Source organism: Clostridium sp. 16K-1-R1 (genome assembly GCF_023921145.1).
Taxonomy (GTDB): Bacteria; Bacillota; Clostridia; order Clostridiales; family Clostridiaceae; genus Sarcina; species Sarcina perfringens.
Genome location: NZ_CP046515.1, coordinates 1,183,988 through 1,197,575 on the forward strand (window position 1 = coordinate 1,183,988; position 13,588 = coordinate 1,197,575).

The 13,588-nt window shown below is 26.2% G+C and carries 17 protein-coding genes; 13 read left to right on the top strand and 4 right to left on the bottom strand.

From position 1 onward, the window contains the following. Positions 1-55 precede the first annotated feature (55 nt). Together GOM42_RS05160 and GOM42_RS05165 are read right to left on the bottom strand one after the other, a co-directional pair. Positions 56-481 carry an ImmA/IrrE family metallo-endopeptidase gene (locus GOM42_RS05160; protein WP_110077359.1) on the bottom strand — a complete coding sequence of 142 codons (426 nt, stop codon included), beginning with the start codon at positions 479-481 and terminating at the stop codon, positions 56-58. 133 nt (positions 482-614) lie between these two features. Beyond that, complete coding sequence (locus tag GOM42_RS05165; RefSeq protein WP_110077360.1) at positions 615-1,157, bottom strand: helix-turn-helix transcriptional regulator; 543 nt, start codon at positions 1,155-1,157, stop codon at positions 615-617. A gap of 389 nt (positions 1,158-1,546) precedes the next feature. Here GOM42_RS05165 and GOM42_RS05170 point away from each other — a divergent pair, with 389 nt between their 5' ends. The 4 genes from GOM42_RS05170 to GOM42_RS05185 all read left to right on the top strand — a co-directional run bounded on the left by GOM42_RS05170 (position 1,547) and on the right by GOM42_RS05185 (position 4,631). Then, on the top strand, positions 1,547-2,374 hold the full coding sequence (locus GOM42_RS05170) for a hypothetical protein (RefSeq protein ID WP_110077465.1): 828 nt from the start codon (positions 1,547-1,549) through the stop codon (positions 2,372-2,374). A 535-nt stretch (positions 2,375-2,909) separates the two neighbouring features. Beyond that, the gene (locus tag GOM42_RS05175; RefSeq protein ID WP_110077361.1) at positions 2,910-3,140 is read left to right on the top strand and encodes a DUF4318 domain-containing protein; all 231 of its coding nucleotides are present in this window, start codon (positions 2,910-2,912) and stop codon (positions 3,138-3,140) included. Between the two features lie 441 nt (positions 3,141-3,581). Continuing rightward, positions 3,582-3,812 carry a DUF4318 domain-containing protein gene (locus GOM42_RS05180; RefSeq protein WP_003467033.1) on the top strand — a complete coding sequence of 77 codons (231 nt, stop codon included), beginning with the start codon at positions 3,582-3,584 and terminating at the stop codon, positions 3,810-3,812. Positions 3,813-4,325: 513 nt separating this feature from the next. Beyond that, positions 4,326-4,631: a hypothetical protein gene (locus GOM42_RS05185; protein ID WP_223930943.1), complete on the top strand. Its 306-nt coding sequence runs from the start codon at positions 4,326-4,328 to the stop codon at positions 4,629-4,631. A 226-nt stretch (positions 4,632-4,857) separates the two neighbouring features. Here GOM42_RS05185 and GOM42_RS05190 read toward each other — a convergent pair whose 3' ends face one another. Continuing rightward, positions 4,858-5,169 (bottom strand): DUF3784 domain-containing protein, encoded by a 312-nt coding sequence (locus GOM42_RS05190; protein ID WP_003453861.1) that lies wholly within the window; start codon positions 5,167-5,169, stop codon positions 4,858-4,860. A gap of 516 nt (positions 5,170-5,685) precedes the next feature. Between GOM42_RS05190 and GOM42_RS05195 the strand changes: the two genes are divergently transcribed. The 3 genes from GOM42_RS05195 to GOM42_RS05205 all read left to right on the top strand — a co-directional run bounded on the left by GOM42_RS05195 (position 5,686) and on the right by GOM42_RS05205 (position 8,109). Next, positions 5,686-6,495 carry a hypothetical protein gene (locus GOM42_RS05195; RefSeq protein WP_110077362.1) on the top strand — a complete coding sequence of 270 codons (810 nt, stop codon included), beginning with the start codon at positions 5,686-5,688 and terminating at the stop codon, positions 6,493-6,495. Positions 6,496-6,650: 155 nt separating this feature from the next. Next, the gene (locus GOM42_RS05200) at positions 6,651-7,346 is read left to right on the top strand and encodes a hypothetical protein (protein ID WP_110077363.1); all 696 of its coding nucleotides are present in this window, start codon (positions 6,651-6,653) and stop codon (positions 7,344-7,346) included. A 331-nt stretch (positions 7,347-7,677) separates the two neighbouring features. After that, on the top strand, positions 7,678-8,109 hold the full coding sequence (locus GOM42_RS05205) for a nucleotidyltransferase domain-containing protein (protein ID WP_003459149.1): 432 nt from the start codon (positions 7,678-7,680) through the stop codon (positions 8,107-8,109). A gap of 32 nt (positions 8,110-8,141) precedes the next feature. On the opposite strand, the gene GOM42_RS05210 is transcribed toward GOM42_RS05205, so the two are convergent. Next, the gene (locus GOM42_RS05210; protein ID WP_110077364.1) at positions 8,142-8,537 is read right to left on the bottom strand and encodes a (deoxy)nucleoside triphosphate pyrophosphohydrolase; all 396 of its coding nucleotides are present in this window, start codon (positions 8,535-8,537) and stop codon (positions 8,142-8,144) included. 373 nt (positions 8,538-8,910) lie between these two features. Here GOM42_RS05210 and GOM42_RS05215 point away from each other — a divergent pair, with 373 nt between their 5' ends. The 6 genes from GOM42_RS05215 to GOM42_RS05240 all read left to right on the top strand — a co-directional run bounded on the left by GOM42_RS05215 (position 8,911) and on the right by GOM42_RS05240 (position 13,468). Beyond that, the gene (locus GOM42_RS05215; RefSeq protein ID WP_003459143.1) at positions 8,911-9,108 is read left to right on the top strand and encodes a helix-turn-helix transcriptional regulator; all 198 of its coding nucleotides are present in this window, start codon (positions 8,911-8,913) and stop codon (positions 9,106-9,108) included. Between the two features lie 4 nt (positions 9,109-9,112). Then, positions 9,113-9,619: a hypothetical protein gene (locus GOM42_RS05220; RefSeq protein ID WP_003475644.1), complete on the top strand. Its 507-nt coding sequence runs from the start codon at positions 9,113-9,115 to the stop codon at positions 9,617-9,619. A 441-nt stretch (positions 9,620-10,060) separates the two neighbouring features. Then, positions 10,061-10,513, top strand: a complete 453-nt coding sequence (locus tag GOM42_RS05225; protein ID WP_003459128.1) for a DUF1232 domain-containing protein — start codon at positions 10,061-10,063, stop codon at positions 10,511-10,513. 521 nt (positions 10,514-11,034) lie between these two features. Next, positions 11,035-12,375: a hypothetical protein gene (locus tag GOM42_RS05230; RefSeq protein ID WP_252597721.1), complete on the top strand. Its 1,341-nt coding sequence runs from the start codon at positions 11,035-11,037 to the stop codon at positions 12,373-12,375. Between the two features lie 13 nt (positions 12,376-12,388). Beyond that, positions 12,389-12,778, top strand: a complete 390-nt coding sequence (locus GOM42_RS05235) for a hypothetical protein (RefSeq protein WP_011591957.1) — start codon at positions 12,389-12,391, stop codon at positions 12,776-12,778. Next, a complete protein-coding gene (locus GOM42_RS05240) occupies positions 12,779-13,468 on the top strand; it encodes a hypothetical protein (protein ID WP_110077366.1) in 690 nt (229 codons plus the stop codon). Positions 13,469-13,588 lie beyond the last annotated feature (120 nt).

A 13,588-nucleotide genomic window follows, 5' to 3' on the forward strand; every position in this document is an offset into this window, starting at 1 on the left:
TTATCTTAAAACAGACTATTTAGGATAAAGAGTTTTTATTTTTATAAGAAATATGTTAAGAATTAAGTTTAATCAAAACTAAATCCAAAGGTAGATTTAGAGATTTAGCCATATCCTCAGCACTTTTTCCTTCAAATTTTTTTGCCATCTCATCTAATATAAGTAAGTGTGCAGCAAAGATTTTGTCATACCTTTCAAAGTCATCCTTTGGTTCTAATGAGGAATAAGTTATAACATGTATTTCTTCTTTTGGATGAATTAGAAGGTATCCTAATTCATGGGCACATACAAGCCTTTTTGTTTTTAATAAACAATTCTTGTTTAAGTGGATGAATCTTTGTCTTTTATAGGTATGGGAATAGCCATATACTTCTCCTAAGTCTTCCTCTAAAAGTATGATTCCCTTTGCTAATGCTATTTCTAATGGATCATTTAATCCATATTTTTTAATTAATTGCTTTGCTAAGTTCTTTATATTCATATATTTTGGATTTCATCAATGAAACCTTTTAATTAATTTTATTGGTTTTGATGCAAGTCCTTCACCTACCTTTCAAATATTTTATAATGAAAGGATATTGGTGTTTTAAGCATGTTTAATTGATTTTAATTGGCTAATTTGCTTTAGAAGAGAATTTGTTTTTGGCAATTAGTTTTGCCATTTTCATTGAATGTTCTAAGCTTTCCTTAAAAGCCTTTCTTGTTTCACCATCTAAGAGGAACCCCTCAAAGGATATATGTTTTTCAAAATTATCTAAGTTATTTAGAGTTTTCTCTAAATCTGCTTTAATATTTAAGGTTTCCTTTTTTGAAAGGGAGCCAGTTACATAAGGAGTGTTCAAATCATTATTAATTATTTGCTTTTCAACAATCTCATTTTCAGAAAGCTCCTCAATTTCTTCAAAGTTTTCATCTTTTAGCTCCTCACTTAGAGGTTTTAGATAATAATCTTCTTCTAAGAGAGTATCATCAAAAAATGATTTTAAATCAAGCTTTAGAGCATTGGCTAAAGCCTCAATAGTGTCAAAGCTAGGGTTATACCTGTTATGTTCTATATCTGAGAGATATGAACGAGATATACCTGTCATTTCAGCTAAAGCCTTTTGAGTTAATTTTCTCTTCTTTCGCAATTTTTGTAGCCTATAACCAATAAACATAAGTTAAATTCCCCCTTTTGTTTTAAAGTTTTGATTTTTTAAACTAGTATTGATTTATAAAGATATATTAAGACCTAAAAAGTTTCTATTGTTATTTATTTTTGTAAAATTATCATATATAAACCACTATTTACAACAGAGTCTAAAATAAAATTTTTAACTGAGAAAAAGATTAAGATAAGGTACTTAAATTGTGTTAAGTGTAATATAAGAATAAAGTTTAAAAAGGTATTTTATGCTATAATTATTAAAATATCTTAAATTAAAAAATACAATATATTTGAAAGGAATAGAGAATGAAAAAAAGAAAAAGAAAAAGACTTTTTCTAAGTATCATTTTTTTTGGTACAATTTTAAATTTACTTCTTATATTTTTAGGGCTTAAAGTATTGGTAAAGAGGTTAGAGATAAAAATCAATGAAGAGCCAAAAGTGGTGGAGGCACAATTTCCTTACAATACAGAATTTGATAATTACAATATAGAAATAAAGAAGCCTAAGGTAGTAAATCACTACATTCTCTTTGATTACACTATTTCTACAAAGGATAATTCTCCTATAGAAGAGGATGATTTTCACATTACAGGTAGTCCAAGCTTTCCAGACACAGCATATTTTGTATCAGCCCACGATATTTTAAGAAAAGTAGAGAATAATAAGATGAGAATTGTTAATGTTGGAATAATTGTAGCTAGAAAAGACTATGATAAATATGTTAATAATTTTGATTTTTTAGTAAGTGCTAGAGAAAAGGGAAGTAGTAAAAATCTCTTTGAGGAAAAAAGGGTAGATACAACTATAAAAGTTGATGGAGTAGTTTATCCAGATAAGGAAAACTACAAGGAGATTAAAAAGACTTTTAAACTAGATGATATTGATTTTGAAGTTTTAAGCACAGGGGACTTTGACTTTGGAAGCTGTATACCTATATTTGTAGGAAATATAAGTGAGGAAAAAGGCAAAGAAATAGAAAATAAATATGCCCTTAGAGTTGAAGGGGAAAATATAAATGCAATTTATGACTTAGAAAAATGGGTTGGATTTTATGAGCAGGTAATAAAAAGATACAGTAATATAGACCCAAGCTACAATGCAAACTCCCAGTATGACCAGTTCTACATGGGAAAAATCTTCTATAATCCAAAGGAAGTAAATAAGGACAATGTAAAAATATATCTAATAAACAAGGAAACCAATGAAGAAGTAAGAATAAATTAAACTTACATCCATAAAAGAAGTAAAGATAAATTAAGTTAACAAAATAAGTAAAGATAAATTAAATTGACATCCATAAAAGATTTGCAGTAAAAACCTTATTGCAAATCTTTTTAATATAAAGTGAAAAAATATCTATCAAAGAAAAATCTATAAATCAAAAATTATCTCTAAGTTAACCCTAAAGTAAGAAAAAGCTAACCTAAGTAAAAACTTTTATAAGGGGATAATGCTTTAAAAGGAAAATAATCCTAAGAAAAAATATAAAGTGTAAAAAATTATGAAAGCCCCAAAATATCTAAGGCAAAAAAGTATCTTCAAGTGAAAAAATGCTTTCAAGTAAAAATCTCTTAAAGCAAATATATTTTAAAGTTAAAAAATACATTTAAGTAAAAATACTTTTACAGAAAATTATAGGCTATGAAGGAATAAAATCTATGGGTATTTATATATATTTGAATAAATGAAGTAAATTTTTTTATAAGAAAAATCTTTTTAGGAAAAAAGAGAAAAATAAATTTTTAGGGGAGTAGAGACTATGGCTAAAAAGTGTTTTTTTATTGATTTAGATGATATGCCAAAAACAGATGAGGATATTTGTTTAGAAGTTGAAAGGTATTGTGGTAAGAATAATTTGCCTTTTGATTTTATTAAAAAAACTTCACCTGTAATTGCTAAAATTAAGGATAATAATTATGAAATAACAAAGAAATATGAAAATGGAAGATTCCTTAATCGTTGGATTTTAAGCTGTAAGGCAGTAAATTAAGGCATAAAGCGTTGGGGATTTTTTAAAATGATTTTACTGTTTTAAGTTGTAAATTATTAACTTAAAGTTTAAAGTGTAGTGGGTTTTAAAAATGATTTTACCTTTTTAAGTGGCAAAAGAATAAATTAAAGCATTAACTTTATTTAAAATTCTAAATATATTGAAAAATATGGATAATAATTATATAGTATATATAACAGAACTCATAAATGCTTCATGAAAAGAGTAGTGAACTACTTATAATAACTATATATCATAGAAAATAGCTACTTTTAAATAGTGTAAAACAGCTAATTTGAAATTGCATTTACAATAAAATAGCTAATTTAAAATAGCACATGTACTAGCTACTTTCAAAGGGTGTAAAATAGTTAATTTTAAAATTACTTTATCCAATATAATAAACTTAAAAATTAACTTTATTAAGGGGGATTAGAATTTATGTTTAAAAAAGGCTTTTTAATTGATTTAGATGTGGAACCTAAAACAGATGAGGATATTTGTTTAGAAGTTGCAAAATATTGTGGAAAAGATGGCTTGGCCTTTGAGTTTATTAAAAGAACTTCACCTGTAATTGCTATGATTGATGGAACAAAATATGAAATCCAAAAGAAATATCAGACTGTTAGATTACTTAACTGTTGGGTTTTAAGCTGTAGTGAAATAGACTAATATTAATTTATCTTAAGATATGAAATGCTTATTAAAAAAATTATCTATAAACAGAGTTTTTACATGGACCATACTAAAATAAAGAGACATATTAAAAAAATCCAAATAAAAAGTTATATTAAAAATTTGCCAAAATTTATCCTTATAGTTTTAGTACATTATAAATTAAAAATAAAAGAAAAATAGGTAGATCACATTTTTAGGTCTATCTATTTTTTTATAACTTAACTCATAATATTACTGATTTTTATAATAACCATGGTATAGACTATTTTTATTTAACATATTTCCTCAAACAATGGCTTTATTGAAGAAATAGTTATAGAGAATAATAATGATTTAAACTTTGTCATAGCTTCATACATAAAAACTTTTAATCATAGGGAAGTAAATGTAAGGGTTCCAGTATATGAAAGAGAGAAAATATTACAGCTTTTAAAGATATGTGAAAATTACTCAATTACTAAAAATAATAATTTCAGAATATTTAATTATGAAAATATAGTGAGAATAATGCTAAAACTAAAATCTACTTACTCAAATCTAGAAGATGGAGAATATAACATAAAAATAATAAACTATGGGATTTTAAAGATTAAAGTCCACAAAAATCAAGTGGAAGTAAAGAAAGTTGAAGAGAAAACTTATAAAGATAAAGGAATTTTCAATAATAGTGAAAATGAAATCTATAAAGTAAAGGAATATTTCAATAACAGTGAGGAAGAAACATATAAACACAAGGAAGCTTTAAAGAGCAGTGGAGAAGAAATCTACAAAGATAAGGAAGCTTTAAATATCAGCAAAGAATTTTTAATATAATCATAAAATAAGATTAACAGAAAATAATAATAAACCTTATCATTTAGCCTAAAATGATAAGGTTCTTTTATCTTAAGCAAGGAAAAAAGCTTTATTATACTTTTCATGAATATTTTCATTTTTGATTTTCCTACCTTATATAATTAGGGGTTATTATATCATATAACAATGTGAGAATTTCAATAACTTTAGAGAAAGTAATCACTCCTATATTAAAGTAATTTCCCTAAAATATATGCCCTGCAAACTTTTCCTGTATAACTAAAAGTGCTACAACATCTAAAATACAAAGAATAACTATACTAAGCTGCATTTGTGCAAAAGTTAAAATTTCAGTAAAGCCTAAAATAGAAAAGCCTATAAATACTACGCCTAAAAGGAATAAACATCCTCCCATAAAGCTACAATAATTTTTAATGTCCTTTACTCCCCTTAGATGATAATGGTGTATTAAGCTTGTTTTTTTCTTAACCATTACTAAATATCCCAAAACAGAGAAAAGTATTCCTACAGCTCCTATAATAATAAACTGAAACATAAAATCACCTTCCTAAAAACCAAAGCTTTAATAGAAACTTTGAACATGACAGCATAAAGAGAAAGTCCCCTAAAAAAAACAATGGCTTAATATAATTTACTATATTTTTATGGTAACATTTTGAAGCTAGAATGTTAATATTTTTTATTAAGTTTATCCATTTTTAATATTATAATTTAAGTAAGAATAGTAAAAAATTAAATTGTTATACCAGAAAATAACTCCACAAGAGTTCTTAGAGGGAGTAAAAGCCATTGTATTTTCTTCCATGCTTTATAGAGCGAGGAGTTAAGGGAATTAAACTTGCAGAGTTAAAAATTTAATAGTTCACAGTAATATACCTCATATTTATACTATGGTAAAAGATTTGAAAAGCAGACAACCCATATTTACATAAATTTAATTTTATTTACATAATTATTGGAATTATAATCCATAAATTGTATATATAATAAGAATATGAAGTTTTGGACAACTGTATTAAATTTATAACAATAGTAATTATGAGGGGGATATATGAATAACAATCTAAGGTTTATATTAAAAATAACAGGAATACATATTTTATGTGGAATAATTTTTTCTACCATATTTAGTTATAATAGCTTATTTTCTATGAATGGGGTAGATGGATTAATGAAAGGTGTTGGAGGGGTAAGCACCTTATTAGGACCTTTAGTACAGGTTATTCGTGGAATTTTATTTGGATTAGTGTTACTACTATTTAAAGATACTTTTATGGGGAAAAAATATGGATGGTTAAAATTGTGGGCTATATTAAGTATAATAGGAATAATAAATACACCAGCACCAGCTCCCTTTTCAATAGAAGGTATAGTGTACACCAAGTTACCATTAGAGTTTCATTTAAAAGTAGCACCAGAAATTCTTATTCAAACATTACTATTTTCATATCTATTAGCAAAGCCATCTAAAAAGAGAAATATAAAATTTATTGAAGATAACAAAAATGAATTTGTTTCTGCAATAGTTTGTATGGTGCTTTTTTCTTTATCAGGTATAGTACTAGCATTTATAAAAGGAATAGATATTAAATCCTCAGTAGGTGATATGGGAGCTTTTGGAGTGATGTTTATAGCTTCAGTATCTACATTTTTTATCTCTAAATATTATGCCAAAATAGAAAGTAAATTAAAGGATATTATAGCCGTAATTAGTTTATATTTTTTATTAGGAATTTTGCCATATATATATAATTTAATAACTAATTCTCCTTTTAATACTAATTTAACTTTATTAATAAATATAATACCTACTGCAATAGTTTTATGGGTTATAAAGTTAAATTGTAAGAATAAAAAATAACATAATGAATCAAAAAAGTTCTAGATCATTTATTTGCTTTAGAACTTTTTATTATCTGTATTTTAATGTTATGGTAATTTGTGGAATAAAATTTGGACTTGTGATATTATAACACTTATAGATAAGCAGAAAATTTTATGGTAGGGGTTGGTTTAATGAATTTTATAGATACATATGATGAAATTTTATCTTATTTTTCATCAAAGGAATTTAATATATCACTTTGGGAAAATTATTCAAATGTGATTTCAAAGGAATTATCTAATAAAGTTAAAAGGGATATTAAAGATTATAATTACAGAAAGGATATATTGCCTGTAGTTGAAACAGCTCTAAAAAGTAGGGAAAAATTAAAGCAAGTCCATGAATCATTTATAGCAGTTTCAGATAATATAAAATATAAATTCAATGAATTATTTGAAGAGGACTTGGATTTAGACATTATTCTATACTTAGGTCTATGTAATGGAGCTGGCTGGGCAACATCACTTGATAATAAGAATGTTGTTCTACTTGGAATTGAAAAGATTATTGAACTTGATTGGTGTAACGAAGAGGATATGTTTGCTTTGATAGCTCATGAAATAGGTCATATTTGGCATAAAACTAAGGGTGGATGTTTTGGAAAACAAAAAAATATTAGTGAAAAAGCACTTTTTCAACTTTATAGCGAAGGAGTAGCTATGTTATTTGAGCAATTACTATGTGGAGATGAAAATTATTATCATCAAAATCAAGAGGGATGGATAGATTGGTGTGAAAATAATTTAATTGAACTAAAGAGAGAATACTTAATAAGAATTACTAATTCTGAAAGTGTACAAGACTTTTTTGGAGATTGGAATAGTTAAAAAGGTCATTCAGATGTAGGCTATTTTATAGGATGTAAATTTGTTAGATTTCTTCTAAAAAAATATTCACTTGCAGAAATGCTTTCTATGGAAATGGATTTAATGTTGAAAGAATATATTAGCTTTTCAAAGTTAGGAAGGTAATTAATATGGAGAGGATAGTTGTAGTTAAAGATGAATTATTTATTAAGGAAGAGCTATTGAATAATTATTAAAGTTATAAATGAAAACAGGGTATTTCTCCTGTTTTTTATTTCTCATATTTTGTATAAGTTTTAAAAGTGAAAGTATTAGGATATAATAGGATTAGGAATAAAATGAGGTGATTAATATGACAGAAGCTGATTTCTTAGAAAAACTAAAAAAGTTAAAAAGTATAATTTGTGTAGTTGAATTTGGAAGTTTTAGAACAGAAGCATGGATTAAAGATAGAAGCGATATTGATTTATTAGTAATTACAGCACCAAATGTAACTTTTATGGACACCTTAGAAATTGAGGATGATGTTTTAGAGATTGCAAAAGAATTTTATAAATATCCTAATATACATTTAACTTTCCTTTTATTTAAGGATTTTCATAATAAGTTTGCAAAAATAGCAATAGACAGTGAAAAGAAATACATATTAAATGAAGAAAAATGGTATGATTTCAATCATAACGTTTTAAAATATATAAGAATTAATGAAAGACTTAATAGAAACTTAAAATTAGACGAGCAGTTTAGTTATTTTGGAGGAATAATAGATGAGTCCATATTATAGATATAAAAAAACAGGAGATTTCTCCTGTTTTTTTACTTTTCACTTACTAATTGCTTTACGGCTGGAACATCAGCAGGAGCCCATGAAAGAGTTTCAAGGTAATCTACTGGAAGCCATATAAGTTTTGCGTGTTCACTAGCCTTTGGAGTTCCATTAACAAGTTTACATCTTAGTGTTATTAAGTTAACTATAACTTTCTCATATTCATGAGTATTATCATTAAATGTAGATATGTATTCTATATCACAATCTAATTCTTCTTTAATTTCCCTAACAATTGCTTGTCCTACAGTTTCCCCTTCCTCAATCTTTCCACCTGGGAATTCCCATTGCTTAGGAAGAGTCATATCCTTTGATCTTAAGGCACAAAGAATTTCTTTCTTTTTATTTTCAATTATAGCACCAACTACTTTTACTGTTTTTTTCATAATGTTTTTCTCACCTCGAAGATTATTTTATCATAATTACAATTGAGATCAAACTTTAGATTAACTTATAAATAATTACTGGTTATATTTAGATAAGAAATGTAATATTAGATTATCTATGACACCATTATCACATGAAACAATTCCTCACAATAGGTAGGCCTCCATTTCTCATAATTCATATAATCCTCATTAAAGGTAAAACGCTTGTCCATAATACACCTCTTAAAAATTAAATTTATACCATAATATTTTTTATACAATCTTATTATATCATTAAACTTAAAGTGTCACATATATTTGACATATGAAATTTTTAATGGTATTATTTTACTAAAGTCATATATATGTGATACGGAATTGAGGTGAAGGGATGAATAAAATAAAGGAATATAGATCTCTAGCTAATATGTCACAGTTAGAGCTTTCAAAAAAGGTTGGAGTTGCAAGACAAACCATAAATTTAATTGAAAATCAAAAATATAATCCATCCCTAGATTTATGTATTAGGATTGCCAAGGCCTTAGGAACTGATTTAAACACATTATTTTGGGTTAATGAGGAGGAATGAGAGGATGAATAAGTTTGAAAAAACACTTCTAAAGCACAATATAGGTTACTTAGATGAAAGAGATGAATATCAGCAAGGAGTAATTTATGAAACCCTTGCAACGGCTAATTTATACTTATCATACTTACTTATAATTTGTATGGTAATTAGTCTTATTTTTGATGGAATTAATCATAGTCTAACCTTTGGAACATTTGCCTTAGCTGCCCTTCAATTTGGGAACTCATGTTATATTTTAAATAAGCTGAAAAAAAGTGGAGCTTATGAAACAGAGGTTTATGATGATTATACTTACAATATGGAAATTAAAAAATTAAAAAAACAATGTATAATATCAGCAATACAGTGGGGAATATTTATGTTTTTTGTAATGACATATCTTTGGCCATGGATTTTAGGGGATCCAATTAATGTAGGATTAAGACAAGTAATTGCTTGGACAATTGGTGGAACTTTATTTGGACTATTATGTTATGCTATTTCAAAATCAAAGATAAAGAAAGTAGTTTAAATTTAGAAAATTGCTAACTAAAGTAAGTTTAATAAGATTTATTTAACTTGGTAATTATATTATATAAAGGAATAAGGTTTTAAAGAAAGTTACAGGAGTCTAGGCAGAAGAAGTAGAATTATATTATAAGAACTAGAATTATATTATATAGAAGAATAAAGTTAGGATAAATAGACAAGGATTATAATTTTAGATCTCAATATTATATTGTAAAATAGCTTTACTTTAAGAAGAAATAGCATTTTAAATTTAGCCTCCTATTTGCTAGGATTCTTGCAAAAATATAAGAAATAGCAGTTGACTAATACGTAAATTTTAATCTTATATTTACTAAGTTTCTTGAAAAAATATAAGAAATAGTAGCTAAGAAAATATTATCTATTATATATTGAAATAAACATAACATTAGGAGTATTATATATTGCAAAGGAGGGGTTTTGTATGAGTGAAGAGAACAAGGAGCTAATCATTGAAGAAGTTGAGATAAAGGGTAAAAAGCGTAAAATAAATTTAGAAAAATACGCAAAATTCTTTTCTGATAAGGACTTCTTTGAGAAATTAAGAAAATTTGCTAAAAAGGCTGGTATTAAGGTAGTTTACACATGCCTATTGCTATATTACACTTTAAAAAAGGATACAACCCCTAAGTGGGCTAAAAGCATAATCATAGGTGTCTTAGGATACTTTATCTTTCCTATAGATTTCCTTCCAGATATTGCACCAATTGTGGGATATACAGATGACTTAGGACTTCTAATACCTGCCCTTGGAGCAGTAGCATTTTACATTGATGAAGAAGTAAAAGAACAAGCCAAAAAGAAACTAAAAGATTGGTTTGGAGAATATGAGGAAGATTCCCTAGAAGACATCAATGAAAAAATAAGTAGAGGCTAGAATATCAATTAGATTTATTAAGTAAAAGCAAGAAGAGCTAATTTATTGGTTATTCTTGTTTTTTTATTACAATAATATAAATTCATTAAATATATATTGAGTTTAAAAATTTTTAGGTCATATGAAAGGTTGCATAACTATTTTCATATGACCTTTTTATGCTTTTAAGGAAAGGATTTAAATAAGACATCCAAAAAGAAAGTTAAAGAATAAATTTACAGTATAAATTTTAATAGCCAAGATCAAAATTCTTAGAATTACTTAATCTTAAAAATAAATTAACATTATAAGTTTTAACAGAAGCTTTAATAGACTAGGAGATATAGATTCATACACAAAATAAATTAACATTATAAGTTTTAACAGATAATGGACTTTATGATTCTCATAATATAATTAAAAAACAAATTAATAGTATAAGACTTAATAGGGTATTTATTTGGTTGCAAAGAGTAATAAACTTAACTTATTAACAAAACTGTTATATAATGTTAATGAGTTGTTAAATATAGGAGGATATTATGAGAAATTTAGTAAGTTTATTACTTTCAATAGGAATATTAAGCAGTGCTTTTATTGGTTGTAGCACAAATAATCAAAAAGAAGTAAGTGACAATGAAAACAGCTCTAATATTTCTAGTAAGGAAAAGAATAATAAAGAAGAAGTTAAAAATGATACTAAAGCAAAAAAAGAAGAAAAATCTTCAGAAAATAAAGAAGTTGTTACTGTAAAGGATGGAATTATAACTATACCAAAGGGGTTTAAGATTGCTGAAATAACATTTGATTACAATAGAAAGAATATAGTAGAACTTAATGAAGTTGAAAATTATTCTGATTTAGACAAAGAAAATATTTATGGAGCTATAATAGGTAAAAATCCTTTGGAGGTTGGAAATATTGATGGTGATTGGAATTATAACACCTTTCTTATGCATGGTTTATCATTAAGGTATCCTAATTTCTTTGAAATACAAAAAAGTGAAATGCCAGATTTAGAAGGGGGAATAACTCTTAAGAGTAAAGATAAAAAAATAGAATTTTCAGCAGGGTTAAATGATAATCATGATGGAAAAACAGCTAAAGATGAGCTTGATATTGAAAATAAATGTAATGAGAAAGATAGCAAAATATTAATTAGTAATCTAGAAGGAAATACATATACCTTTGCTTGTGAAAAAAATGGCTTAATAATTTATGAATATGGAATTGTAGAAGGACCAGATTCAGATATACCAGTATTTATATATAGATATCCTGCTAAATATAAAGACACATTTGATAAGATAATTGAAGAATCAAAGAAGAGCTTCGTACCAACTAAAGGATTTCCAAGAGAGGTTAATAATAACTCTAATAAGGTAAATGATAAGAAGTCAAATAATGTTCAGTCAAAGGATAACGCTCAAACAATGGACATTAAAGAGTACGGATTAACTCCAGATGAGGCTATAAAATTATTTTATAAAAATGATCCTAAAGGATTAAAAACACAAAATGAAGTTGATAAATTTTTAATTAAGAATTATAAAAGTGCTGATATATCAGTATTTTATGATAATTTAGATACCATATTAAATAATTTTGATAATAATATGGTATATATAGAAAAACCAGAGTGTGAGATATCTCCTGTTGCTTTTATAGGGAATGAACCTATATATATGTTTGAAGGATGGGGACAAGTTAATACTACATTTTATATGGATAGCAAAGGAAATTATTATGGAAATGAAGTATTATTAAATGCTCTTATGGAGAATAATTTATATAGATTTCTTGATGGGAAAAAGAAAAAAGTAGTAAAGAAACCATCTTTTAATAGTAAAGGATGTTTACTTATGTATAATGATGAAGATTAAAAAGGTAAATAGTATGAATAACAATAAAAAATTTAAATTTATAGTATATTTAGACAACAAGGAGTTAGTAAAGCAATTTTTTTATACAAACATTGCTCCTTTTACATATTACACTTTACCTGTATGTGGTATACCTGCTGGAAAAGTTATTTTTGAAATAGAAAATAGAAAGATTTACTTAAAAGTAAAGATAAATGATTTTGAAAAGGGAGAACACATTGAAACCTTAAGTGAAATAGGCTTTGAGGATTTAGATGATTTTAGCATTAATAAAACAAAAAATAAGGATGTTTACCACATTACAATGGCCAAGAAAAAACACAAAGTAGGACTAAACTGTAGCAATGGTTTAAATGATGATCTGGCTAAGGAAATAGTTCAGTATGTGAGGGAGAGTGCTTAAATGCATAGTTCAAAGAAGATAAATTCATATATTGTGGCAAACCTAATAATCATGGGAATTATTTTCATAAGCAGCATCTTAATGAATAGAATTAGTATAATATTTTTCTTGAATTTAATCTTAATAGGAGCGTTAAATATTGCCCTTTTAAATAGAGCAAAATATTCCTTAGACCTTTTAAGAAAACTAAAGAAACTAGAAGATGTGGATTTTCCAAAATTTAAGGATATTTCAATGGTTCTTTTAGGAATTTTATTTTCAATAGTTACATATACAAGCCTATTTTTAGATTCCATTGGAATCATAGATATATCTAAAACCATTAGAGAGGGTGGACAAGCTAACAATACACTCATATCCATCATACTTTTAATAATTTGCCTTTGGGCATTTATAACCAATTTATCAGGAGCAATTGTAACAGAAACTACTAGCAAAGGAAGAAAAATCTTTGACCTTAGTGAAAACAATGTAGCCCTTGGAAATGAAGCACTAAATAGAGCAACAGGCTCCTTTAAGGATGGAATTATACTTGGCTACTACATTTTCTACTTTAAAAACATACAAGTAGCTTACAGAGATAAATCAGGAAACATCATTGTAGAAGGATACGACAAAAGTCCCTTCAAAATAACCATTGCAGCAAAGAGAAGCAAGAAGTATTTCTCCAAAATTTTAAATGTAGACTAGAAAATATAAATAAATTTAGGACAAGAGCTATTATATAAGCTTAATTAGTGTTAGAGAAACTAAAGTTTTAATATAGATAGGTAAGTATCATTATATAAGTTTAAAATTAAATAAATTATA

What these genes read in the sequence shown, in the direction of transcription:
- GOM42_RS05220 (WP_003475644.1), top strand. Translation starts at nt 9,113, where the DNA reads ATGAATAAGTTTGAAAAAACACTTCTAAAGCACAATATAGGTTACTTA.
- GOM42_RS05190 (WP_003453861.1), bottom strand. Translation starts at nt 5,169, where the DNA reads ATGTTTCAGTTTATTATTATAGGAGCTGTAGGAATACTTTTCTCTGTT.
- GOM42_RS05165 (WP_110077360.1), bottom strand. Translation starts at nt 1,157, where the DNA reads ATGTTTATTGGTTATAGGCTACAAAAATTGCGAAAGAAGAGAAAATTA.
- GOM42_RS05225 (WP_003459128.1), top strand. Translation starts at nt 10,061, where the DNA reads ATGAGTGAAGAGAACAAGGAGCTAATCATTGAAGAAGTTGAGATAAAG.
- GOM42_RS05230 (WP_252597721.1), top strand. Translation starts at nt 11,035, where the DNA reads ATGAGAAATTTAGTAAGTTTATTACTTTCAATAGGAATATTAAGCAGT.
- GOM42_RS05185 (WP_223930943.1), top strand. Translation starts at nt 4,326, where the DNA reads ATGCTAAAACTAAAATCTACTTACTCAAATCTAGAAGATGGAGAATAT.
- GOM42_RS05200 (WP_110077363.1), top strand. Translation starts at nt 6,651, where the DNA reads ATGAATTTTATAGATACATATGATGAAATTTTATCTTATTTTTCATCA.
- GOM42_RS05205 (WP_003459149.1), top strand. Translation starts at nt 7,678, where the DNA reads ATGACAGAAGCTGATTTCTTAGAAAAACTAAAAAAGTTAAAAAGTATA.
- GOM42_RS05180 (WP_003467033.1), top strand. Translation starts at nt 3,582, where the DNA reads ATGTTTAAAAAAGGCTTTTTAATTGATTTAGATGTGGAACCTAAAACA.
- GOM42_RS05160 (WP_110077359.1), bottom strand. Translation starts at nt 481, where the DNA reads ATGAATATAAAGAACTTAGCAAAGCAATTAATTAAAAAATATGGATTA.
- GOM42_RS05175 (WP_110077361.1), top strand. Translation starts at nt 2,910, where the DNA reads ATGGCTAAAAAGTGTTTTTTTATTGATTTAGATGATATGCCAAAAACA.
- GOM42_RS05210 (WP_110077364.1), bottom strand. Translation starts at nt 8,537, where the DNA reads ATGAAAAAAACAGTAAAAGTAGTTGGTGCTATAATTGAAAATAAAAAG.
- GOM42_RS05235 (WP_011591957.1), top strand. Translation starts at nt 12,389, where the DNA reads ATGAATAACAATAAAAAATTTAAATTTATAGTATATTTAGACAACAAG.
- GOM42_RS05215 (WP_003459143.1), top strand. Translation starts at nt 8,911, where the DNA reads ATGAATAAAATAAAGGAATATAGATCTCTAGCTAATATGTCACAGTTA.
- GOM42_RS05240 (WP_110077366.1), top strand. Translation starts at nt 12,779, where the DNA reads ATGCATAGTTCAAAGAAGATAAATTCATATATTGTGGCAAACCTAATA.
- GOM42_RS05195 (WP_110077362.1), top strand. Translation starts at nt 5,686, where the DNA reads ATGAATAACAATCTAAGGTTTATATTAAAAATAACAGGAATACATATT.